This window comes from Pseudoalteromonas sp. PAR1 (assembly GCF_947311895.1).
GTDB classification, from domain to species: Bacteria; Pseudomonadota; Gammaproteobacteria; order Enterobacterales; family Alteromonadaceae; genus Pseudoalteromonas; species Pseudoalteromonas lipolytica_C.
Genome location: NZ_CAMZMY010000014.1, coordinates 15,526 through 37,613 on the forward strand (window position 1 = coordinate 15,526; position 22,088 = coordinate 37,613).

General features: G+C 36.2%; 22 protein-coding genes, 1 tRNA gene and 1 pseudogene. 21 read left to right on the top strand and 3 right to left on the bottom strand.

The annotated features are described in order from the left end of the window. The first annotated feature begins 2 nt into the window (after positions 1 to 2). Complete coding sequence (locus QL229_RS12710; RefSeq protein WP_281546973.1) at positions 3 to 1,049, top strand: HD domain-containing phosphohydrolase; 1,047 nt, start codon at positions 3 to 5, stop codon at positions 1,047 to 1,049. Next, entirely contained in the window at positions 1,042 to 1,440 is a 399-nt protein-coding gene (locus QL229_RS12715) for a winged helix-turn-helix domain-containing protein (RefSeq protein WP_203984074.1), read from the top strand. Before QL229_RS12710 ends, QL229_RS12715 begins: the two co-directional genes overlap by 8 nt. Positions 1,441 to 1,685: 245 nt before the next feature. On the opposite strand, the gene QL229_RS12720 is transcribed toward QL229_RS12715, so the two are convergent. Further along, positions 1,686 to 2,594: an IS30 family transposase gene (locus QL229_RS12720; RefSeq protein WP_281547034.1), complete on the bottom strand. Its 909-nt coding sequence runs from the start codon at positions 2,592 to 2,594 to the stop codon at positions 1,686 to 1,688. Positions 2,595 to 3,207: 613 nt separating this feature from the next. On the opposite strand from QL229_RS12720, the gene QL229_RS12725 reads away from it, so the two are divergent. From QL229_RS12725 to QL229_RS12735, 3 genes are read left to right on the top strand one after another with little or no spacing between them, the layout of a single operon-like run. Then, on the top strand, positions 3,208 to 3,591 hold the full coding sequence (locus QL229_RS12725; protein WP_250661291.1) for a helix-turn-helix domain-containing protein: 384 nt from the start codon (positions 3,208 to 3,210) through the stop codon (positions 3,589 to 3,591). 15 nt (positions 3,592 to 3,606) lie between these two features. Continuing rightward, positions 3,607 to 4,317, top strand: a complete 711-nt coding sequence (locus tag QL229_RS12730; protein ID WP_281546974.1) for an EAL domain-containing protein — start codon at positions 3,607 to 3,609, stop codon at positions 4,315 to 4,317. 26 nt (positions 4,318 to 4,343) lie between these two features. Beyond that, positions 4,344 to 4,607 (top strand): hypothetical protein, encoded by a 264-nt coding sequence (locus tag QL229_RS12735; RefSeq protein WP_203984057.1) that lies wholly within the window; start codon positions 4,344 to 4,346, stop codon positions 4,605 to 4,607. Between the two features lie 257 nt (positions 4,608 to 4,864). On the opposite strand, the pseudogene QL229_RS12740 reads toward QL229_RS12735, so the two are convergent. Next, positions 4,865 to 5,142, bottom strand: a pseudogene (locus tag QL229_RS12740) (endonuclease III); the annotation flags it as partial. Here QL229_RS12740 and QL229_RS12745 point away from each other — a divergent pair. Continuing rightward, on the top strand, positions 5,084 to 6,007 hold the full coding sequence (locus tag QL229_RS12745) for a hypothetical protein (protein WP_281547035.1): 924 nt from the start codon (positions 5,084 to 5,086) through the stop codon (positions 6,005 to 6,007). The pseudogene QL229_RS12740 and the gene QL229_RS12745 sit on opposite strands and share 59 nt — an antisense overlap. 320 nt (positions 6,008 to 6,327) lie before the next feature. Continuing rightward, positions 6,328 to 7,869 (top strand): hypothetical protein, encoded by a 1,542-nt coding sequence (locus QL229_RS12750; protein ID WP_281546975.1) that lies wholly within the window; start codon positions 6,328 to 6,330, stop codon positions 7,867 to 7,869. Between the two features lie 489 nt (positions 7,870 to 8,358). Here QL229_RS12750 and QL229_RS12755 read toward each other — a convergent pair. Next, positions 8,359 to 8,434: transfer RNA gene (locus QL229_RS12755), tRNA-His, on the bottom strand. A gap of 279 nt (positions 8,435 to 8,713) precedes the next feature. Between QL229_RS12755 and QL229_RS12760 the strand changes: the two genes are divergently transcribed. The 14 genes from QL229_RS12760 (at position 8,714) to QL229_RS12825 (ending at position 22,067) form a co-directional block, all read left to right on the top strand. Next, a complete protein-coding gene (locus QL229_RS12760) occupies positions 8,714 to 9,532 on the top strand; it encodes a mechanosensitive ion channel domain-containing protein (RefSeq protein ID WP_054563554.1) in 819 nt (272 codons plus the stop codon). A 35-nt stretch (positions 9,533 to 9,567) separates the two neighbouring features. Then, complete coding sequence (locus tag QL229_RS12765; protein ID WP_281546976.1) at positions 9,568 to 10,347, top strand: DUF481 domain-containing protein; 780 nt, start codon at positions 9,568 to 9,570, stop codon at positions 10,345 to 10,347. Between the two features lie 105 nt (positions 10,348 to 10,452). After that, a complete protein-coding gene (locus QL229_RS12770; RefSeq protein WP_281546977.1) occupies positions 10,453 to 13,134 on the top strand; it encodes an SLBB domain-containing protein in 2,682 nt (893 codons plus the stop codon). 33 nt (positions 13,135 to 13,167) lie between these two features. Beyond that, entirely contained in the window at positions 13,168 to 14,220 is a 1,053-nt protein-coding gene (gene wecA / locus QL229_RS12775) for a UDP-N-acetylglucosamine--undecaprenyl-phosphate N-acetylglucosaminephosphotransferase (protein ID WP_281546978.1), read from the top strand. Positions 14,221 to 14,254: 34 nt separating this feature from the next. After that, positions 14,255 to 14,650, top strand: coding sequence for a type II secretion system major pseudopilin GspG (gspG, locus tag QL229_RS12780; protein WP_281546979.1), 396 nt, complete (start codon positions 14,255 to 14,257; stop codon positions 14,648 to 14,650). Continuing rightward, positions 14,650 to 16,299: a GspE/PulE family protein gene (locus tag QL229_RS12785; protein WP_281546980.1), complete on the top strand. Its 1,650-nt coding sequence runs from the start codon at positions 14,650 to 14,652 to the stop codon at positions 16,297 to 16,299. The genes gspG and QL229_RS12785 overlap by 1 nt, the downstream gene beginning before the upstream one ends. Next, positions 16,299 to 17,501, top strand: coding sequence for a type II secretion system F family protein (locus QL229_RS12790; protein ID WP_281546981.1), 1,203 nt, complete (start codon positions 16,299 to 16,301; stop codon positions 17,499 to 17,501). The genes QL229_RS12785 and QL229_RS12790 overlap by 1 nt, the downstream gene beginning before the upstream one ends. After that, positions 17,501 to 17,908: a type II secretion system protein gene (locus tag QL229_RS12795; protein ID WP_281546982.1), complete on the top strand. Its 408-nt coding sequence runs from the start codon at positions 17,501 to 17,503 to the stop codon at positions 17,906 to 17,908. The genes QL229_RS12790 and QL229_RS12795 overlap by 1 nt, the downstream gene beginning before the upstream one ends. Continuing rightward, on the top strand, positions 17,905 to 18,336 hold the full coding sequence (locus QL229_RS12800) for a prepilin-type N-terminal cleavage/methylation domain-containing protein (protein ID WP_281546983.1): 432 nt from the start codon (positions 17,905 to 17,907) through the stop codon (positions 18,334 to 18,336). Before QL229_RS12795 ends, QL229_RS12800 begins: the two co-directional genes overlap by 4 nt. Continuing rightward, the gene (locus QL229_RS12805; RefSeq protein WP_281546984.1) at positions 18,329 to 19,009 is read left to right on the top strand and encodes a prepilin-type N-terminal cleavage/methylation domain-containing protein; all 681 of its coding nucleotides are present in this window, start codon (positions 18,329 to 18,331) and stop codon (positions 19,007 to 19,009) included. The genes QL229_RS12800 and QL229_RS12805 overlap by 8 nt, the downstream gene beginning before the upstream one ends. Then, positions 19,006 to 19,863, top strand: a complete 858-nt coding sequence (locus tag QL229_RS12810; protein ID WP_281546985.1) for a type II secretion system protein GspK — start codon at positions 19,006 to 19,008, stop codon at positions 19,861 to 19,863. The genes QL229_RS12805 and QL229_RS12810 overlap by 4 nt, the downstream gene beginning before the upstream one ends. Positions 19,864 to 19,871: 8 nt before the next feature. Further along, positions 19,872 to 21,014: a hypothetical protein gene (locus QL229_RS12815; RefSeq protein WP_281546986.1), complete on the top strand. Its 1,143-nt coding sequence runs from the start codon at positions 19,872 to 19,874 to the stop codon at positions 21,012 to 21,014. Further along, positions 21,011 to 21,577, top strand: a complete 567-nt coding sequence (locus QL229_RS12820; RefSeq protein WP_281546987.1) for a GspMb/PilO family protein — start codon at positions 21,011 to 21,013, stop codon at positions 21,575 to 21,577. The genes QL229_RS12815 and QL229_RS12820 overlap by 4 nt, the downstream gene beginning before the upstream one ends. After that, positions 21,570 to 22,067, top strand: coding sequence for a hypothetical protein (locus tag QL229_RS12825; protein ID WP_281546988.1), 498 nt, complete (start codon positions 21,570 to 21,572; stop codon positions 22,065 to 22,067). The genes QL229_RS12820 and QL229_RS12825 overlap by 8 nt, the downstream gene beginning before the upstream one ends. Positions 22,068 to 22,088 lie beyond the last annotated feature (21 nt).

Here is a 22,088-nt window from a genome sequence, read left to right on the forward strand (position 1 = left end):
AAATGAAAAAAATACACTCATCCCAAGTTAAACTAGGAATGAAAGTTGTTAAGATCGATAAAAGTTGGTTAAGCACTCCTTTCATTAGACATCGTTTTGTGATAAGCACTGATAAACAGCTAAGTGAGCTTAAAAGAGCCTCCTTGAACCTTTATATTGCTGATGAAAAAAAAGATGTAAACATACTAGGCTTGAAAAAACACTCACCTGAACAAAGTGGTACTAAGTTAATTGAGCGTTCTTTTAAACTGTTGAGTATTGTGCTTAATGAAAATCGGGCTAGCTCCTATCTCAACTCGTATAAAATTAAATTAGTCGTGAACTCACTTGTTATTCAAGTCTTAAAAGATGATAAAACACATGTCTACCTAGACAATATACATTTTAATTCCTCAGGAATTGCTAAAAAGTCTTTACGAGTTTTGATTATTTATTTGACATTTTGTAAGTACCTCGGAATAAATAAAGATAAATTAAAAATTATAGGCTATGCAGCTTTATTACATGATATTGGGATGTTGTATCTACCAATTGATATCAATAATCAGAAAAGACTGAATACTAGTGAGAAGGAAGCAATAAAATCTCATACAGTTCTTGCAGTACAGCACATAAAAAGTAACACAAAATTTTCTGACTTTGTATGCAAGATAATAGGGTCTCATCATGAAAACTACAATGGTAGTGGTTACCCTAACGGTCTCAAAGGGCGACAGATAAATCTTTATTCCAGAATGCTTTCGTTAACTTGTGCTTACGAAGCAATGACGCGTGTAAGAGGGTATAGACCTCAATTAAAACCTATTGATGCTCTAAGTGAGATTCTGAAATCATCAGGAATTATGTTTGATCCTCGCCTTGTTGCTCGATTTATTGAGATGATGGGTATATACCCAGTCGGCACTAAACTTCAGATTATCAATGGTGAAAAAGTTGAAGTTTTAAAGCGAACTCACGAAAATCATTATTTTGTTAGACCTTGCAAAAGTAATACTGAGGACGCTTACATTTTAAAAAGTAATTCATCGATAAAGGTTATAAATGAATAGTTTAAATTTTGTCATCAATGCTACCTCTTCAAACGACTCTTTATTAGATAATAACGAAGAGTTATGCAGTAAAAGATGCAATAAATGCGATTTATTCCCCTACGACAAACTTAGTAGTAAAGGAATAATTAAAACGACCGGACTTCGCACACTTCAAATCTTTGGCCAGCAATATAAAGTTAGCTCACATGGGTATCGACTAACTTGCGCACTAGTGCGTCATCACAATAGTATTTTGTCTAAAGAATATTTAATAAAATATGCTTGGCCAGATTCCAAAGTGGTAAGCAATAATTTAAATGTTGCAATCTCTGATCTACGCATTTTATTCAAAGATACCAGCATTAATATTACTAATTACAGAAAAAAAGGTTACGCCCTATCGTTATAATATTATAATTTATCTTTTTACTTTAATTGGAGCTATTGCTTTAAATAGCTCTAATTAAAATAGAAACTAGGCAGACCCTATTTATATTTAATATCGTGCTTGTATTAGTTAAAAATATTTCTTGTTATTAGACTTCATATTCAATTTTATTGTGGAGCCTTAATTGAACACTAGTTTTTTATAATCATAACCTTCATATGATAAGTTACTCGCGAATTCAAGTCCGAAGTGCACCACTCGCTAAATTAGGCTGCTTTGCGTAATTCATCGAATATTACCGCTGGTTGCCTAAACCCTAGACATTTTCTCGGCCTCGCATTGAGCGCCTTTTCTATGTGCGCAATTTGCTTATCTGTCACCGTTCGTAAATCAGTGCCTTTGCGAATATATTGACGCAACAAGCCATTAAAGTTCTCATTTAACCCTCTTTCCCATGATGAGTAGGGGTTAGCAAGGTAGATGTCGGTTTTTAGCTTGTCTGAAACATGCTCATGTTCACAAAACTCACTCCCGTTGTCTGCGGTTATCGTATGAACATGGCGTCGATAGCGCCACAGCATACCTATCATTGCTCTGCTCACTTGCGCTGCACTTTTTGCTGGCACTTTGCGTATCAGGTAAAACTTACTTGTACGCTCGACTAAACTAACGATTGCTCCCGTACCATGCTTGCCAAGTACTGTATCCGCTTCCCAATCACCAAATCGTGTCTTAGTGTCAACAATCGCAGGCCTATGTTCAATGCCAACACGATTTGGGATGATGACACGTTTGCTTCGGCTGCCTTTACGATAACGTCTGTGCCCTTGTCGCAGATGTTTGTATAGCTTGCCACCACTCAATTTATCTTTTTGAATATAGCCATAAATCCATTCATGACTCACAGGATGCCCGATAATTTTGCTTACACCCGCAACCTGCTCAGGGCTCCATTTTTGCTCCAATCCAAACTCAACGAACGCAATTGTAAGTGCTGGCATGGAATACTTGGCAGCTAGATGTTTTCGTTTACATGCCTTTGAATGTGCAACCTCAGGCAAGTAATGACTTCGAGTACTATTGCGCCTAACTTCACGACTTATAGTGCTGTGGCTCACTTTTAGCCTTTTCCCTATCTCTCGATAGCTAAAACCCTCGCGTAAGTAGGCCTCAATCTGGTATCTCTACCCTTCGATCAACTGCTTGTAACTCATGGTATCTACTCTTGTTTTTTGGCGATTACAGAGTACCACCAACAGGCAGTTGATCTCTTCTCACCGTTTAACCATGAGTGGTGCACTTATTATCTGAATTCGGGCTTTAAGATTAATTATAAATTTTATAATTCTTATTGTTGTGAATATTTGTAATAAAATGTAAACAAGGTTTGAATCTTATATTCAACAAAGTTTAAAGCTAAGGGAAAAAGCAATGAATTGTATACTTAACACAAGTTGTAGTATTGAAAAAAAGTTCTTTCTGGATTTGGCATTTGATTTATCTGAACAATGCTTAAAACTTTTAGAAAATGATGATCGGATATTCTTTCCAATTTACTTAAATCTTTTAAGGGATATATGCAGTAATTTATCAATTGGATTTTACTTTCCTATTACCTCTAATTTAGATAAAGAAATGAAGTCTTTATTAATAGCACTAAATGGAAGGATATATAATGAAAACATTTATGAATACCATAGTTTACCTTCAAATTTTAAGAGCAATCAGCTAATTTCCAAGTTTGCCATTTGAGAGTCAGTAAATTTTTATAAATAGGTTATAGTTATCATGAACGCTTCTGTAGATTTAATCAAGATTTCAAGTGCACAAAGCTGCATCCATTTTTGTAAAAGGTGCCCGTTAAATAATGAGATTAACTATGAAAAGAAAATCCAATTAATCCCAAATAGCCAGAATATATTTATCGATGGAATTAAGGTTGTTTTATCAAATCGGGGGTTTAGGTTGCTTTGCGCATTAATAAATAATATTAACAAGCCTCTTAGTTTTTCATATTTAATTGAATACGGTTGGCCAGATTGTAGCGTCGTTAAGAACAACCTTACAGTAACCATATCAGAAATGAGAACAGCCTTGCGCTTTTCTAGTTTTGAGTTAGTAAATATTAGAGGTGTGGGCTATATGCTTACTGACCATCAAACAGTTTCTTAATATTTGGATAATATTATGCATTACCTAAAAAGTTTTAGTTTTCATTCAGATATTTGGGGGAGTGTAGACCTTCAACCTCGTCTCGAAAAAATATCAGCTTCTTATAGCAGTTATGACAGTGCTGGAATAGTTTGCTCTGTAACTTCACAAAAGGGAAAAATTAATGCTGAAATCTTTTTTTCTAGTATAAGCAATTGCGAACAAGTTGAAATTTTTAGGTTGCTATTAAACATTATATTAGCTGACATAAGAAATCTTAAGTACACAATCAGCTTAAATACACCTGATTCGGTAGTTAAGAATCTTAGTCAATTTTTTAAAGTTTTTGAATGCAACCCACAGCAAAAGATAGCACTTGAGCTAAATGAAAGAAACATTGACCACCTGACAGAGACTGACTTTAACACATTAAATTCAATTAACAATTTTTCCAATATTTTTTTATGGCTTGATGATTTTGGTACTGGTCAATCAAATTTCGAGATTGTGATTTCTAACAAAATATCTTTCAGCGCTATTAAAGTATCAAAAGAGTTGTTTTGGGAGTTATTTAGTAGTGATAAGAAGTTTTTGCAAAGTTTATTAATTTATTTAGGGAAGAGGCATAAAGTAGTTGTTGAGGGGGTTTGTTCTACTAAACACTTTGACTTCTTGTCTCAAATTAATAATGTCTTTATGCAAGGATTCATATTCATGCATAAAGATGAGTTTGTGCTTAATGATTAGAATTTATTGACTCTATCAGGTTTATTATGAATAAAAATATCAGAAAAAAAATTATTGCAGAGATTCAGCATCTCATATATGAGATAAATGAACAAGATACTCGTATTAATTTGGAGCAACTGAAAAATTTATTTAATAAAGAAAATGATATCGATTTATGCTATTTAACTGTATGTTTGAATTTATTGAAAGTATTAGTAAATGAGTTAGGTAAAAAAAAGGAACATACTAATTGTAGTGAGATCCTTACTGATGAGGAGAAGTCTTTCTTAAATACGATTTTGCATTGAGCAATACAAAAACTTGTAGCAAATATATTGCAGTAACTTAAAATTAATTAGAAGCATAGCAAAGTTAAAAAAGTTTTTAGTGTTATAGTTTTGGTCTTTATTGTTATTTTTAAAATTTTATACCCTTGTTACAAAGTTGGTATATTCAACCATCTTAATTTTCTATACAGTTTTAAACAATCATAATTTACGGGTGCTAGCTCTGTAATTTAAAAAACATATATGATACCTGATTAATATTCAATCCCACACTATGCTTACTTTTTTGTTTTTTCTTTAAATTCGCATAAATCTTCGATGATACATGAACCACACTTAGGTTTGCGTGCAGTACAGACGTATCTACCATGAAGGATAAACCAGTGATGCAAGTTAAACATGAACTCTGTCTTATTCGGCGTTTTTTTATGATGTCTTGTTCTGTTTGATCCACTGTCTTACCTTTAGCATAACCAGTACGATTAGCAAGGCGTTGGATGTGGGTGTCAACTGCTAAGAAGTATCTACCTTCATTATCTTTTAGCCAAGCAAAAGCTTGGTTTGATGCTAATCCAGAATACAAGAAAGTATGTATGATATTGGATGTTCATCTATCTCAATTTTACACAGGTTCAACTAATTGGCGTAAAGATGCCACTGTGAAGTTAATATTTGGTAAGAACCAATCTAAAGGAAGGGTTTCTGTCACACCAAATAAGGATAATGTTCGCATAAGGTTTGCACCATTAAATAGCTCTAAAATTATAAATGAAGAATTTATCAATTTTGATTTAGGTAAACTGCCTAGTGGTTGCGCGATAAAAGTTAGAGAGGTTGATAATATTTTTGATTATTACATACCTAAAAATGCTAACGACTTTCAATCATGTTTAGCCATTATTGATAAAGTCCTTGATAGGTTTGAGTTTGATAATTTTAGAACTCCCTCTGCTGAATGCTCGACAGATATGTGGAGTAATGATGCGGATACTAAAATAGTTAGACGAAAACTATCTGAATTTACCTCCGTTGTTCTTCGTGAACAAGAAATGGAGAAGCGATTTGTTAGATGGCTTAAATCTTCAAAAGGTATAGATGCTAGCTCTCAAGATACAGATGGTTTATTTAGAAGAGATGTTGTTTATACTGAGGATAATAGGTATGTAGTTGCGGAGCTTAAGTACACTAACTCTGTAATTCAAAATATCGAGATGGCCATTGGGCAGCTTTTACGATACACACTTCATCCTAATATACAAAAACAAGGTGAAAAGTTGATTGTAGTATCAGGAGGGGTTGAACCAACTGATACTGATTTCAAATTTTTTAAAAATATTAATAAATTTATAGAATTAGATTTTGGTTTTATTTCCGAATCACCAGAGTATTCAGGTAATTTTATTGAGCTAAATTACGATTAAGTAATTGAATAGAAATCATATTTGTAAGGGCTATTAACATCCACGAAGGTCAGAAAATAGGGTGGAATCTTTCCTCTGTAAAGCGTTTCTGTTTGTTGGCGAATTTGTATGCAATCTCGCTTTTGGAACATAATTGAGCTTTTGATTGTGCTAATTGATAGTCCATCAATTATTTAGGCCTGAAATTTCTGGTCTGTCACCAACTACACCTCAAACTTAGTGTGATGGAGACACTATGAGTCAAAATAGTTTTTGGAATGCTCAATATTACATGATTTAGTTTTAATATTTATATAGTCGAATGGAAGTATGTGGGTGGAATGAAGTCAAGAGATGATTTTTCAAAGGCTACTAAGAAGGAGCTGGCAGAGAGAGTGGGCCATTTGTGCTCTAATCCTGAGTGCAGAGTACTAACAAAGGGTGCAAAAACTGATTCTAATGGTACTGTTGGAATAGGGGTTGCTGCTCATATTACAGCTGCCGCTATTGGTGGACCTAGATATGATGCATCCCTAACAAAACAACAACGTAAAAGCTTCGATAATGGTATCTGGCTTTGTCAGAGCTGCGCTAGGATCATAGACGTAGATGTTGCTAAATATTCAGTATCGTTGCTAAAGTCGTGGAGGGCTCAAGCTGAAGAGTTTTCAAAAACTAATATTGGTAAGAAGATATATGATGAACACACTGTTAAAAAGGAGATTATAAAAAGTACTATAGAGCATATTTCTGGATGGAGCGGTTCGTCATCGTCAGATTTAGCTATCAAAGCTATACAGATAAAGGAAGCTGAATTATCTAGTTTGGATTCACGCTTTAATGTTACTACCAATATCATAGACGGTAAAGTTAGTTCTCTTATTGAGCCAAAGTATCATGATATTGAGCTCAAAATAGCTGCCGCAGACAAAAATGATGATACTTTGTACAGCTGTCTTTTAGGGCTTGAAGAAGAAGGTAGAGAGTTTTCTATCGACACTAGCAAAATAAATATAAGTGGTTCACCGCTTTTTGAGCAGATGATTGCAAGACCTGGTGGGGTTTTTCAAGCTGGAGCGGTAAAACAAAAAATCCAATGTGAACTATACGCAACTAACAATGATGAAAATTTATTTTTGGCAAGTTGTAGAGCGCACATTTATGGAGGTACTAAGAAGACCATTATAGAGGGTTTAGCACTTAATAGCTTTTTATCATTTTCGACCGAGATGTCAGATATAAGTAAGTCAACATTTTCTATCCGAACTAGTTTGTGGTTAGGTAAGAAGTTAAGTAAGCTTCCATTTTTTCCAAAGCTGATTAAGGCTATAGATATATTGAGCAAGTCAGGGAAATTGAAAGTTGTGCATGATCACCCTGAACTTGGTGAAATTATCATTGCACAAACTAATTTGTCGGATAAGGGGGAGGTATTTATTGGGCAAGTAGTATCTTTGCTGAAGTATGTTCACAAAGCTCGTATTGTTAACAACTATTTAAACTCAGATCTTACTTATCAGTACTTCAATGCTTCGGAAGAAGAAGTAAAAGCATTAGATGAACTCAGTGATTTAATAGGTAGCCCAGTTATAATTACAGCTGATCAAATTGAATCCAATCCAAAGTTAAAAGTGTTACTTTGTGAAGGTTTTTGCGAAGATGAAAGTTTCATAGGTACTCCTAATACTTGTATACGAATTTACGGGCCAGGAAGTTTAAAGCAATTGTTCAATCAGGCTATTCCTGAGTATTTTATTCGCCATCAATACAACAATGTGGGTGTTGCAACTAATGAAGAGTTAATTGAAAACACTGAAGTAGAGCTAGAATTACAGATGAGTGATAGCAGCCAATACATAAAGTCTGTAACGCAATATAAGTGAACCTGAGCACATTCAGATTAAGAGTTTTAATTTGTATTAACCTCTAGGTAATTAATCGGAAGCTCGGATGTAAAACATAATAGGTTAGTAATTACCACTTCACCTAACAGAATATAGCTATTCTCCTGCCCCAAACGTTTCCACTTATAAATGAGTTAGTTCAATGTCAGTTTTCATAGTTAGTAAAATATGATTAGGGATATTATCAAAACGCTCTGAATTGCATTGAACGCGAAGGCAGTAAAGGGACAAGAAAACCTACCTTTGAATCTCTTCTTATTGCCTTTAAGTTATGTTGCTGTTGATAAGAACTTTATTGGAAGTAAATAGATTAAACAGTAACTATCCATTCCTAGCCACTCACAGTAAATAAACCGGGCTGTTAGTTTGTAGTCAGTTTAATATTGAAAGCTAGAAGCAGTTTCATTATTTAAATAAATTTAAATTGTTGAAAAAATTCTAATTTTTAGATTTACTAAGGGGGAAGAGTGGGGCGACTGATGGGGCTTGAACCCACGACAACCGGAATCACAATCCGGGGCTCTACCAACTGAGCTACAGCCGCCACTGAGATACACCTCGTTTGGTGTGGCGCGCATATTACATAATTAAGTTTAGCTTGTGAAGCCCTAAATTGAAAAAAGTAGAAAAAACTTACTTTCCTCAGAAAATTCAGAATCGTCACCTTGGTCAGCGGGCGTTCAGTTTTGCAGATTAGACTTGCGTTTTTTGTAATTAGGCAAATACTCATTTCTTAGTTTTGCGCTTAATTTAATGATTTTTTAACCAAAGATCATATATAATTTGTACAGCGTTATGCTAAAAATGAACTTCAGGAGAGAACATGGATACAATAATGAACTGGATCAACGAGAATTCAGGTTTAATCATACATTACGCCGTTCAGGCGGTTCTAGCGCTAATCATTTTCTTCATCGGTGGTCGCATCGCTAAATTCTGCGAAGGCTTAACCGAAAAAGCATTTGATAAAAAGAAAGTAGATAAAGCTGTAGGTTCATTTGTTGCTAGTATTGTCTATGCAATTGTATTTGCTGCAACAATCTTAATGGCACTATCTCAATTAGGTATTGAGACAACGTCATTCATTGCTATCTTAGGTGCGGCTGGTTTAGCAGTAGGTTTAGCATTGCAAGGTTCACTGTCTAACTTTGCATCAGGTGTTTTAATCATTTTACTTCGCCCATTCAAATCAGGTGACTATGTAGAAGCTGGCGGTAAAGCTGGCACAGTTAAGAAAATCGAAATTTTCTCTACAGAATTGCGTACACCTGATAACAAAGTAATTATCATGCCTAACTCATCAATTATGGGCAGCCCAATTACCAATTTCTCTCGAGAATCAACTCGTCGTATCGATTTAGTAATCGGTGTTGGTTACGATGCAGACTTAAAAGAAGCAAAAGCAGTTCTTAAATCAGTGTTAGATAAAGAAGAGCGCTTATTAAAAGACCCAGCATACACAGTAGCTGTATCTGAACTTGCAGATTCAAGCGTAAACTTTGTCGTTCGCCCATGGGTTAACTCAGCTGATTACTGGCCAACGTATTTCGATCTAATGGAAAACATTAAGATCGCATTAGATGATGCCAACATCACCATCCCATTCCCGCAAATGGATGTTCATTTGCATAAAGAAGACTAATAAGTCGAACTTAAAGTAGTAAAGGTTATTTTTTAATGAAATTAAAAGCTTTATCAATTCTAGTTGCAGCCTCAGCTGCAACTAGCGCATTCGCAGCAGATGAAACCAAAACTTGGGATGTAACCAGTGAGTTAGGTGCTATTGTAACAAGCGGTAACACTGAAACAACCACACTAAAAGGTGGTATCAAGGTTTTACATAACCTAGAAAACTGGAATAACGAGTACAAGTTAGACGGTCTCTATAAAGAAGATGAGATCGAAAATGACCAAGGTGTTAAAGAAACACAACGTACTAACGAAAAGTACTCAATCTCAGCGCAAGGTAACTACAAGTTAAACGAAAAGCACTCACATTTATTCATCTACGGCTCGCACGTATCTGATTACTTTGGTGCATACCGCAACGAGTCAGTCATCTCAGCGGGTTATGGTTTACGTTTAATCGACCGTTCTGACATGTGGCTTAATGCTGAAATTGGTCCGGGTTATAAGTATTTCCAATACCCAGACACAAGCACTGAAGTTGATGACAACGGTAATTCGCTTGCTGGTGAGCGCGAAGGTGAAGTAATCGCACTAGGTAAAGTTGATTACAACTGGCAAATTTCAGACAGTGCACGTTTTACTCAGTTAGTATCAGTTGAATACGGTGATACCAACACCAAAACACGTTCAGAGTCTGCAATCCTTGCTAAAATCAACGGCTCACTGCAAATGAAAGTGGCATATAACATCACCCACAACTCAGATGTTGCCGATGACAAAGAAAACACAGATACAGAAACGTCATTGACGCTTGTGTATAGTTTCTAATTTTTAAGTTAATAATAAATGGGTAAACTTGTTTACCCATTTTTTTTGCTTATAAAATGATGTAGTATGCCGCGGTTATCTTTATTTTCTTAGAAGGGAAACTTTGTGAAGTTTTTTAGACTTGTAATCGCGCTTTTTATCTCGCTTTTATTTATTACTGAAGCTCATTCAGTCACTCCAACTAAGCAACAAATCGAACAATTTAAAAAACTCCCTAAATCTCAACAAGAAGTACTTGCTAAGAAGTATGGCTTAGACCTCAGTATGTTGGGTTCGGCAGGTCAAAACGAAAATCAATCTGAGAATGAAGTCACAGATACTGTAATGCCTAGAGGCATGTTTAACGATGATGAAGATAACAAACAGATTTCAGCAGAAGAGAAGTTCAAACCTGAAGAAGATAAGCTTAAACCATTTGGTTATGAACTTTTTTCTGGTGAACCGACCACGTTTGCGCCGTCAGAAAGTGCTCTAGTGCCTGATTCTTACATTGTTGGGCCTGGTGATACTTTTACTATCAATTTGTTTGGTAAAGAAACGTCTGCAGAAGAGGTTATAATAGACCGTGAAGGTCGCCTAACGATTAGTAAGCTTAAGCCAGTCACAGTTAGTGGTATGCAATACAGTGATGTTGTCGAATTAATTAAAGCAAAGGTTAAACAAGAGATTATTGGTACTGAAGCTTATGTATCAATGGGTAAAACACGCTCAATCCGTATTATGGTTTTAGGTGAAGCATACAAGCCTGGTGCTTATACTGTTCCTTCATTAGCTTCAATTACTCATGCTTTATTTGTAAGTGGTGGTATTTCAGAAATAGGTTCTCTTCGAAATATACAATTAAAGCGTGCGGGAAAAACAGTAACAACTCTCGACTTATATAACTTATTGATAAAAGGTGATAGTAGTAATGATGTCATTTTAAAGCCAGGTGATGTTGTATTTATTCCACCAGTTGGTATGCGAGTGAGTGTTGAAGGTGAAGTACGTAGACCAGCCATTTTTGAGCTTAAAAAAAATGAATCTAGTCAAGATCTAATAGCTATGGCTGGTGGTTTTAATGCCGCTGCATATCCGCAGAAAACAGTTGTAGAACGCTACACAGGTAATAGTTCGAGAACCGTTCTGCAACTCAACTTATCTAAAAGAGATGCATATAAACCAAATGATGGAGATGTAATTCGCGTTCCATCTTCTAGTAAAGAATTAGACAATGCCGTAACTCTGCTTGGTGCTGTTGCTCATCCAGGCAACTATGCTTGGCATGAAGGAAAAACTGTCAGCCAGCTTTTTGGTTCTCTAAAAGCAGATTTACTACCAATTGCAGACTATGATTATTCATTAATTGTTCGCGAGACTAACTTACGTGGTGATATTGAGTTACATCAATTTTCCCTCATAAATGCAGTAAGTGGTGAAGAAGATCTAGAATTAAAGCCTCGCGATATTGTTGTTGTATTTAGTCGTTTCCAATCTTTAGAAAGTGAAGAAAATGCCCTTGCAGGCATGGCTTTAACTAAAGAGCAGTTAAAACAACAAGAAAAAATCAAGCTTTGGGATGAGTACGAAGAGCGAAAATTTTATGAATTTATCGATCTTGGTTCAGCGTTGGATAAGGAACTAGCTGAGACACTCTCTAAAGAAAAAGAGCAAGAAGTTCTTTCTATTACTGAATTGCTCACAAATAAGGAAGAATTAGAAGAGCATGAGTATGCTGTTTTTAGTAGAAAAAGGTTGCTTAAACCTATTTTGGCTAAACTGAATCAGCAAGCAAACTCTGATGACGGATTACAAATTATAGGTATCCGTGGTGAGGTATTTTACGAAGGTGTATATCCAAAACCTGTGAATGCGTCAGTGAAAGGAGCGCTTCTAGCTGCTGGTGGCCTAAAAGAATCTGCCTACCTGAAAAGTGCTGAAGTAACTCGCTTTGCAGGAAAATCTAATTTGGAACATATTAGTATTGATTTATCTAGGTTAGTTAATGATGAGTCTAGTTCATCATTTGAGTTAAAAAGCAAAGATACAATTAATATTTACCCGATTCCAAATTGGCAGCAAGATAGAAAAATTAATATTGTTGGCGAAGTAAAATTCCCTGGTGTTTATAGTATTTCAAAAGGGGAAACCTTAGCCGAAGTAATTGAGCGCGCAGGCGGTTTTACAGAGTTTTCTTATCCTGAGGGGGCTATTTTTACGCGTGAAGAAACTCGAAAACAGCAGCAGCAACAACTAAAGAAGTTGTCTGAAGATTTACGCCGAGATATTGCTTCTAAAAGTTTTAATAACTCTATTACTGATGCGTCATTATCGTATCAAGATATGAATAATTTAATAAATGACTTAGCGAATGTTAGGGCTGTTGGTCGTTTGGTTATTGATCTACCTGCAATTATGAATGGTCAACGTCATTTAGAGGTAGAAGATCAAGATGTACTATATGTACCTTCAAAACGCTCAAGTGTAAGTGTTGTAGGTGAGGTTAACTTTTCTGGTTCACACCTTTATCAGGAAGAGCTTAGCCTTAATGACTATTTAAGCCGCAGCGGTGGTTTAAAGCAACGTGCTGATGAAGACCGTATTTATATCATTAAGGCAAGTGGTTTAATTGAAGTGCCAAATGAAGGGTCTTGGTTTGCGGTTAATAATAATTTTCAGTTATCGCCAGGTGATACTATAGTAGTACCTTTAGATTCTGATTATATTGATAACTTGACTCTTTGGAGCACTGCAACACAAATAGTGTATCAAATGGGCGTAGCTGTAGCGGCTATCAGTTCATTATAACAATGAAGTATGTTTCTTAATTAAGGCTTCATAATGACCTTTGAATTCATTACATTGATGTTTGCATTTGTTTTTTCATACATCATAATTTTGGCTATTACGCCATTAGCTGTAAAATTTGGCTTAGTCGATAAACCATGTCTGCGTAAACAGCATACCGGCACCATTCCTTTAATTGGAGGGTTGTCTATCTTTTTGGCTGTAGCAATTTCGATTATGGCATTTCACCCACTGACAGTGAAAATTGTAAGTTACTTAGCTTGTGCTGCGGTCATTGTAGTTTTGGGTGTTATAGATGATTACCGTCAATTAGGTGTAAAAATTAGATTAGGCGTCCAAGTTCTAGTTGCTCTTGTGATGATCTACAGTAGTGAAATATACATTCAAAATCTGGGCAATCTATTTTTAATGGGTGATATTGACCTTGGTTGGTTTGGTGTAATATTTACAGTGATTAGTGTCATAGCTTGTATTAATGCCTTTAATATGATCGATGGCATTGACGGTTTAGCTGGTTCGCTAAGTATTCTCACCTTATTATCTGTATTTATTTTAATGCTGTTTAGTGGTAACTATGCTTTGGTTTATTTACCGCTTATTATTGTTGCGACCGTACTACCTTATTTAGCGTTTAACTTAGGTGTTAAAGGCCATAGAAATAAGAAGATTTTCATGGGTGATGCGGGTTCTATGTTTATTGGTTTAAGTGTTATTTGGTTTTTAATGGTAGGCACTCAGACAACCGAATCAGCATTTAGACCTGTAACAGCGTTATGGATTATTGGTGTACCTTTAATGGATATGATGGCCATTATAATTCGCCGTAAACGTAAGGGGCTATCGCCGTTTAGTGCTGACCGCGATCATTTACACCATATCTTTATGCGAGTAGGTTTTAGTCCTCGCAGGGCGTTGAGCTCAATATTGTTTTTTGCCATAATTTTGAGCAGTGTTGGTATCCTAGGGGAAGTTTTAAATGTTCCTGAATGGATAATGCTTGCCCTATTTTTGATTGTATTTGTGTTTTATTCTTTAGCACTACAACACTGTTGGAAAGTAGCACGGTTTCTTAGACGAAAAAAATAGACGTCAAAAAATAACTAAATTTAAAGAGAGTTTTATGAAAAAAAATAATGGTTTTACGATGATGGAGCTACTTGTTGTTATTGTCATCTTAGGGCTTTTAATGTCACTGGTCGCGCCTAAGTTTTTTTCTAAGTTAAGTTCATCAGAGCGTAAAATAGCAGCTGCACAAATGTCATCATTCGAAACTGCTATTGATACTTATCGACTTGATTTAGGTAAATACCCAACTGAACTTTCTCAGTTACGTAAAAGTGATGATCCACGTTGGGATGGTCCTTATTTACCAAAAGATATCCCGTTAGATCCTTGGGGAAACCCTTATGTATACAAGACCCCAGGTGAAAATGGAAATCCATACTTGCTAAAATCATACGGTAGTGATGGTAAAGAGGGTGGTACCGACAACAACGCGGATATAATACATCAATAATGCAATTACATGATTTACTTATAGAAAATTTTGGTGTTGACCCTCAAGACCTTACTCGAGCCTTAAATTATCAGGCAAAATATAGCGGAAGGTTAGAACAAGTACTTGTAAACATGGGGAGCTTGCCAGAAGATCAAGTTCCTTTTTTACTAAGTGAATATTTAGGTATCCCACTATTTACTAGTGAACAGTACGCTAACTTTTCTGCACTAGCCATCGATAAGCCTACGCTTGATATGTTTGTTGAGCAAAGCTGGTTACCAATAACTGATAATCCAGAACATATTTCTTTTGCATGTAAAGATCCATTGAATCAAGTTATGAATGACTGGTTAAGTAAAAACAACCAAGCTTATTCATTATTCATTGCGAATGAAGTTGATATTCAATTACTAGCTGCGAAATACGAAGAACCTTTAACAGATATTGACGATGATAGTCCTTTAGATGAAGAAGAGCGCCTTAAGGAATTAGCAACCGAAGCACCTACTGTAAATTTACTTAATTCATTAATTAGTAGGGCATTACGTCAAGGTGCATCAGATATGCACTTAGAGCCTTACCAAGGGCGCTATAGGGCGCGTTTTAGAATTGACGGTGTTTTGCATGAAGCTGAAACTATTTCGGCTCGTAAACAACTGCCAATAATTACGCGTTTGAAAATTTTGTCGGGTATGGATATCGCTGAAAAGCGCCGTCCGCAAGATGGCAAAATCGAAATGAAAATTGCTAATCAAGAGCTTGATATTCGTGTATCGTCATTACCATTAAATGATGGTGAATCGGTTGTTATGCGTTTTCTAAGAAAAGAAAACGTACGTTATGATATGTCAGTTTTGGGCCTATCAGATGACATTAATGAGCTGATCCGCCAAGATATTAAAACAACTGCAGGGGTTGTATTATTAACAGGCCCAACCGGTTCAGGTAAAACAACCACCTTATACACATTTTTAAATGCCCTTAATAATGATGATGTAAAAATTATTACCTTAGAAGATCCGGTAGAATACCAATTACCAGGTATTAATCAGGTGCAAGTTAATAGTGATATAGGATTTGACTTCTCTGCAGGTCTTCGCTCAATTGTACGTCAGGATCCAGACGTTATTATGTTGGGTGAAATTCGTGATAAAGAAACAGCGCAAATTGCATTACAGTCAGCACTAACCGGTCACTTAGTGTTTAGTACTGTCCATACCAATGATGCAGCGAGTGCATATACTCGATTACTCGATCTTGGGGTTGAAGAGTTTTTACTTAATGCTGCACTTGTATCAATTGTTGCACAACGATTGGCACGTAAAGTGTGTAGTCAATGTAGTGAGCCCGATCCTGACGCACAAACATTGATAGAAAAATATAACCTAGTTCAGTTTGCTGAACGTTTTGATCTAGTCAAGATTAATTTAGTTCGAGGGAAAGGCTGTGAACACTGTGCTCATACTGGCTACAAAGGACGCATGGCTGTAACAGAGTATTTACGCTGTGATAATGAAATTAAAGCAATGCCAAAAGATGCTGATTTCATACCTAAAGCTAAAAAGCATAACCATTCGCTTAATCGTCGTACTTTACTAGAAGATGGACTACATAAAGCTGTATTAGGTTATACAACAATAGATGAAGTTATACGGGTAGCAGGCTAATGGCACTGTTTAATTACAAAGCCTATGATTCATCTGGCGCCAAATCAGAGGGGCTTATTGAAGCAACCTCTGAGCAAGATGCAATTAATAAGTTAAAAGCGCAAAACTTACTGCCTTTTGAAGTTAAAGAAGAACATAAAAGAGCAACTTCCGGTGTGCTTTTTCAAAGCAAGGTATCCTTAGCCGACCTTGAATTTTTAACAGCGGAGTTAAGTTTATTACTTGCAACTGGAGTTAGGATTGACCGCGGCTTAGACATAATAAGGCGCACAAAAGCTAAAGCTGCATTAGCACAAATGCTTGCTAATATTAGCAGTAGCATAAAAAAAGGAAGTAGCCTATCTCAAGCACTCAGAGCTTATCCTGATGTATTCGATAACCTTTATTGTAACTTAATTGAATTAGGTGAAGCTTCAGGTAACTTAAGCGAAATATTTTCTGGAATCGCAAAAGATCTAAAATTTAAGCGTGAATTACAGCGTAAAATTATTGGCTCCTTAACTTATCCATGCGTTATTTTATTTGTCTGTATTTTAAGTGTTTTTTTCATATTTAATTTCATTATTCCAAAAATGGCTGATATGTTTGGTCAATTAAGCTCACTCCCTTGGTATACTCAGCTCATGTTATCTATTAGTGAGTGGATGAATGACTATCAAGTGTTCTTGGCATTGGCGGTTATTGCATCAGTCCCCACGCTTATTTGGGCAAGTAAACGTGAAGGTTTTCAGTATTGGTGGCATAAAACAGCACTAAAATTACCCGTAATAGCTAATGCAAGTGCCACAGTTGAGCGCATACGTTTTAATAGTGGCTTAAGTTTGATGCTGAAAGCTGGTGTCCCCATTGACCAAGCATTAGAACTGGCTGCGGGTAATATCAAAAACCACGTATTACATCATGAAATGACAATTGCGCGAAAAAAAGTAAAACGTGGTAGTCAATTAACCCCTGCATTACAGCAAACTTCTTTATATCCACCATTTTATATTTCACTGCTTGAGGTGGGGGAAGAGTCCGGTAATTTAGATATTGTATTTGATGAAATAGCAAATCGTTCACGGCAAGACTTTGAAACCTGGACGGATAATATGACGTCATTGATTGAACCATTAATGATTTTATTTATGGGTGGTTTCGTCGGTGGTATCGTCGTTATCATGTTGATGAGCATGATCTCTCTAAACGACGTAGGTTTCTAATGCACGTTGCAAATAATAAATTTGCATATGGTTTTACCCTTATCGAGCTTATTATCGTTTTAAGTATTGTTTCATTATTACTTTCGGTTGTGGCGCCAATTTCAGTAAAAGCAGTAGACAAAAGTGTAGCAAGAACTGAGCTTCTAACAACACGGAATTGGATTAAAAGCATAGCATTTCAATCCTTTATAGAATCGCGTTCGTATCAACTTGAGCTCAAAGACGATATGATTTATTTATACCAAACGGATACAAATCAACTAATAAAAACAAAAAAATTAGAATCATTACGGTTTGATGCACTGCAAGTAAACTTCAATAATAATGGACTCGTTTCGCCTACTGAGATCCAAGGCTATTTTCGGGATGAACCGCTAATGATAAGTTTAGAGCCCTCATCAAAATGAAAACAAAGCACCAGTTAGGATTTACATTAGTTGAGCTGCTTATCGCGACTATTATTTTATTCTCTTCGCTTGCAGCTGTTTCTCTTATTTATAGGGGCGCCTTTATTGCCAGTGAAAAAGCAAGCAACCATGTAAAATTGGTTGCTAACCTCCCTGCATTAATAACGCAAATCCAACAACAAATAAAGTTATCAACTTCAGAGCAGTCTAACTTGTCAGGCAGTGGATTCGGCTGGGGAGTTGAATACCAATGGCAGGCTGTAATTGTGCAAAGTAAAGTTGTTGTAGATGAGGCTATGGCTCTTGAATTTGGTAGGCAGGCTGCTGAAAAAAAACAAATAAATTTGTGGCAAGTCACTCTCATAGTTAAACGAAATGGTATTGAAAAAAGCTATACATTTAATGAAGTGAGTTGGCACAATGCATAAACAGCAAGGGTTTACTTTAATCGAGCTGCTGATTTCAGTGACGTTGCTTTCCCTCATAATGTTTACTGGAAACTATGTATACATGCAATTGGCTTCTCGTTGGGACAAGGAGCTTGGTAGCTTTGAGCAAGATATTGAACAGACAAAATCAATCTATATATTGCAAAACATCTTAGAGGGTATAGAACCGTACCTGATCAAGAATAATCGAGGACGCCCAGAGATGTTTTTTGTTGGCGCTGAAGACAGCCTACTGATGATGACCAAAAATGGTTATACAGATACCAAAAATCCTGAGCTTGTGAGATTAACAGCTGTTCAAAATCAACAAGGTCGCTTTGAGTTAGTTTATCAGTCGATTTCAAGTGCTGACATGTTATTAATTAACTCTGAACAAAACATCGAGTTTTCAAATAAGTACACACTCTTAAAAGATCTCGATAGCGTTACTTTCAGTTATTATGGTTGGAGTTCTCTTGAGCAAAAAGCACTGCAAGAGCCAGGTGAAAAACCATTTTGGCAACCGACTTATTCTGGCTTAGATCAACAGTTAACACCTCTAATAGTCAAACTAACCTTAGTCAAAAAACAGCAGCCAATGGAATTTTACTTCCAATTAGATAAAGAGCCTAATCGTTGGTTTGGTAATTACATTCAAACGGGTGAATTATGACAAAGCAGCGTGGAATAGCTCTTGTACAAGTATTATTAATCGTCGCAGTCGTTTCTATATTAGCCTTATACTTTACGCAGTCAGCCCGACAGCAAGTAAAAAGCGCAACTATGATGGTTGATAAGGCCCAAGCCTTAGTTGAGTTAAATAACGCCCAAGCGAATATCGTATTTTCTTTGCTGACTGAAAAGTTAACACCTATCCCCAGTCCTCCGGCTAATAATCCGCAAATTACAACGTGGAACTTTTATAGTGAGCCTTTTAAAACAACCAACAATGTTGAAGTTCGGTTACAAGATTTACGTGGTTTGCTAAATATTCACTACCCAAATCAAGTACGCTTAAAGCGATTGTTGACCTACAGCGGCTTAAATGATTATGATGCCCAGCTTGCGATGTTGCAGATTATAGCTTGGCAGAGTTTAGAGAAGCCTTCAGACTACATTAGTGATGGCACTGTTGCGCGTAATGCAGCTATTCATGATATTGAAGAGCTTGGGCATTTGGGGTTGCCGTCGAAGCAATTGTCAGTACTTGCTGAAAACACAACACAATATAAAAAAGGCACGTTCAACCCCATGAATTCGCCTAATTCGTTACTTTATGCATTATTAAGTAACGAAGTTGCAGAATATGTTATTATGCAGCGTAAAGCCAATAGGTTAACGGTTAAAGACTTTGTCCAAGCAACTGGCATAACTGAAAGTGATGATATTATTTTGTACCCATCTAATTTATTCAGGGTATCGTTAACATCGAGAGTTGGGCAGGCGGTAGTAAATAAAACAATATACTTTCATTTGCAACCAACAAAAGATCCCGTGATCAATGAAGTAGCTGTGAAGACGCGATAGAGAGCATAATGATTAATAATAAAATTAAGTTATTGTTTAAAAAATGGCTATGTAAAGTGGTTGCTTTTTATACTGAACAACCCTACGAACTTGTGCTAAATGAGCACCATAAATTTGCTTTAAGACCATCATCAGACACACAATCAACGAAGTGGTTATTAGTTGTTGGGCGTCAACACTACAATGAGCAACTCAATACTTACCCTATTGGTAATAAAAAAGAATTAAAGCAATTACTAGACATTGAGCAGAAAAGTACCGATAAACAGCAAGCGACTACCCAGACCTTAGTAACTGCGATGGCGGCAGAACAAAGCCAAGTAATGCAATGGCAATTTGCTAAAGATTCACCTAAAGCGTGGTTTACGCTACCAGAGTCGTTATTAATGAGCCAAACAGTCAATGATGGAGAAGTGATTTTAAATACTTATCATAATGCTAGCTTCATCACTAAACATCAGAAGAATGTTTGCTCATCATTGCAAAGTAAAATAATAAATAGCCCTGAACGCTTCGCTAGTATGTTTGGTATTCCGTTAAGCAAAGTAATCAATATTAATACAGAGCAAGAATATTTAGAGCGGGTACTCAATGGCCTGTATGCTGCACCTAAGCAATATTTACAAGCCTTCTTAAATATTCCAGTCAACATATTTAACAAACGCCTAGCCCTTCGATACAGTGCTATTTTTGGCGGTATATTTGTTGTCTATGGTTTATTAACTAGTGGTTACTTAGTTTTCAAAACGCATCAGCTAGAAAGTCAACTCGACGCTAACAAAGCAACAGTCAACAAAGCGCTAAATACATTGAATGTATATATGACCAGTCGTGATGCTTTACTGCAGCGACAGCAATTGTTGCAACAACTTCCTATAACTAGCCCGGTTTTTTTGGTTATAAGTGATTTATTCAATTCTGCAGAATTGAGTAGTATAAGCTGGCAAGAAGGGCGCTTTGTTTTGAGAGGTAAGGCAAATAAAGCGACTGATGCACTTGCGACTGTTATGCAAGATAGTCGAGTGGAAGATGCTAAGTTTGATTACCCATCACGCAAAGAACGCGGTGGTGAAAGCTTTGTTATTAGTTTCGTTCTAAATACAGGTAATGATCAAGTGATACCTGCGGTGTCGGAGCAGGGGGCGCAATGAGTCAGTTACAACCTAAGCAGCAAATAGCTTTAGCATTGTTAGCGGTTTTATTAGTGCTTAAGTTTGCGGTAGTCCCACTACTTGATTGGCAAGATGAGCAAATAGGCATAATTAGCAACTTACAAAAGCGGGCTACAAAATCGCAAACTGTAATCGATAATCAAGCGACTATTGATTCTAAGCAACAGCAAATTAGTCAGCAGCTAGAGAGTATTAATCGATTATTTGTCGAGCCACAAAAAGATACAGAGTTTAAACTTGCTATGCAGCAAAAAGTTGAGCAGTTGATGGCAACGCATAATCTACAGATAAACAACAGCAACTGGTTGGTCAGCCTTAAAGTAGCAGAAGACAGCTTGATGCGTCATCAACTTACATTAAACATAAGTGGCAAACTAATAAACTTTCAAAATGTGTTGGTGCAACTAGAAACGAACACGCCATTAATGCAAGTTAGCGATTTTAATATGCGTATTAAAGGCCAAACAGCACAAGAACTTGGCCAGGTTGATGGTACAATTCAGCTAAGCTTTTATATGCAGCAAGGAGAACCTAATGAATAAAGCAATACTTATTCCTAGCGTTCTTATTTTATTGTTATTTACTTTAGATTTTAGCAATCGTTTAATTTTAGAGAGCACCAAAGCAGATAACGACTTTAACCAGAAAAGTTTAAAGGTTATGCCTTTGCCGTTACTATCTGAGAAAACAAGGCAAACACTAGAGCAAACATACAAAAAATACAGCCAACCCGTGCAAAATACACAGGTAGCAGAAAAAGGCTTGTCCGCGGCTGAACAAGCAGAGCAAAATGGTGAACTAATTAGCGTATTTGCTGGCGATTATGAACTTAAACTAAAAGCTGTAATCACTACAAATGAACCTTATGTATTAATAGAACAAAAAAATATCAATGACGATAATACACAACTTGTTAAGTATGCCGATATGCAAACAGTGCATGGTTATAGCTTAAAAGTATTGTCAAATACCGAAGTTGAGCTTAGTAAAGGTCAACAAAATATTACTTTAATCATGTACCAACGTGGTTGATAAACAACTAGTTATAGTGTC

Excerpts from the sequence above, each read along its gene's own strand:
- QL229_RS12795 (WP_281546982.1), top strand. The coding sequence starts at position 17,501 with ATGCACGTTGCAAATAATAAATTTGCATATGGTTTTACCCTTATCGAG.
- QL229_RS12820 (WP_281546987.1), top strand. The coding sequence starts at position 21,011 with ATGAGTCAGTTACAACCTAAGCAGCAAATAGCTTTAGCATTGTTAGCG.
- QL229_RS12790 (WP_281546981.1), top strand. The coding sequence starts at position 16,299 with ATGGCACTGTTTAATTACAAAGCCTATGATTCATCTGGCGCCAAATCA.
- QL229_RS12815 (WP_281546986.1), top strand. The coding sequence starts at position 19,872 with ATGATTAATAATAAAATTAAGTTATTGTTTAAAAAATGGCTATGTAAA.
- QL229_RS12825 (WP_281546988.1), top strand. The coding sequence starts at position 21,570 with ATGAATAAAGCAATACTTATTCCTAGCGTTCTTATTTTATTGTTATTT.
- QL229_RS12725 (WP_250661291.1), top strand. The coding sequence starts at position 3,208 with ATGAACGCTTCTGTAGATTTAATCAAGATTTCAAGTGCACAAAGCTGC.
- QL229_RS12735 (WP_203984057.1), top strand. The coding sequence starts at position 4,344 with ATGAATAAAAATATCAGAAAAAAAATTATTGCAGAGATTCAGCATCTC.
- QL229_RS12810 (WP_281546985.1), top strand. The coding sequence starts at position 19,006 with ATGACAAAGCAGCGTGGAATAGCTCTTGTACAAGTATTATTAATCGTC.
- QL229_RS12800 (WP_281546983.1), top strand. The coding sequence starts at position 17,905 with ATGAAAACAAAGCACCAGTTAGGATTTACATTAGTTGAGCTGCTTATC.
- QL229_RS12715 (WP_203984074.1), top strand. The coding sequence starts at position 1,042 with ATGAATAGTTTAAATTTTGTCATCAATGCTACCTCTTCAAACGACTCT.
- QL229_RS12730 (WP_281546974.1), top strand. The coding sequence starts at position 3,607 with ATGCATTACCTAAAAAGTTTTAGTTTTCATTCAGATATTTGGGGGAGT.
- QL229_RS12785 (WP_281546980.1), top strand. The coding sequence starts at position 14,650 with ATGCAATTACATGATTTACTTATAGAAAATTTTGGTGTTGACCCTCAA.
- QL229_RS12765 (WP_281546976.1), top strand. The coding sequence starts at position 9,568 with ATGAAATTAAAAGCTTTATCAATTCTAGTTGCAGCCTCAGCTGCAACT.
- QL229_RS12760 (WP_054563554.1), top strand. The coding sequence starts at position 8,714 with ATGGATACAATAATGAACTGGATCAACGAGAATTCAGGTTTAATCATA.
- gspG (WP_281546979.1), top strand. The coding sequence starts at position 14,255 with ATGAAAAAAAATAATGGTTTTACGATGATGGAGCTACTTGTTGTTATT.
- QL229_RS12805 (WP_281546984.1), top strand. The coding sequence starts at position 18,329 with ATGCATAAACAGCAAGGGTTTACTTTAATCGAGCTGCTGATTTCAGTG.
- QL229_RS12710 (WP_281546973.1), top strand. The coding sequence starts at position 3 with ATGAAAAAAATACACTCATCCCAAGTTAAACTAGGAATGAAAGTTGTT.
- wecA (WP_281546978.1), top strand. The coding sequence starts at position 13,168 with ATGACCTTTGAATTCATTACATTGATGTTTGCATTTGTTTTTTCATAC.
- QL229_RS12750 (WP_281546975.1), top strand. The coding sequence starts at position 6,328 with ATGAAGTCAAGAGATGATTTTTCAAAGGCTACTAAGAAGGAGCTGGCA.
- QL229_RS12745 (WP_281547035.1), top strand. The coding sequence starts at position 5,084 with ATGTGGGTGTCAACTGCTAAGAAGTATCTACCTTCATTATCTTTTAGC.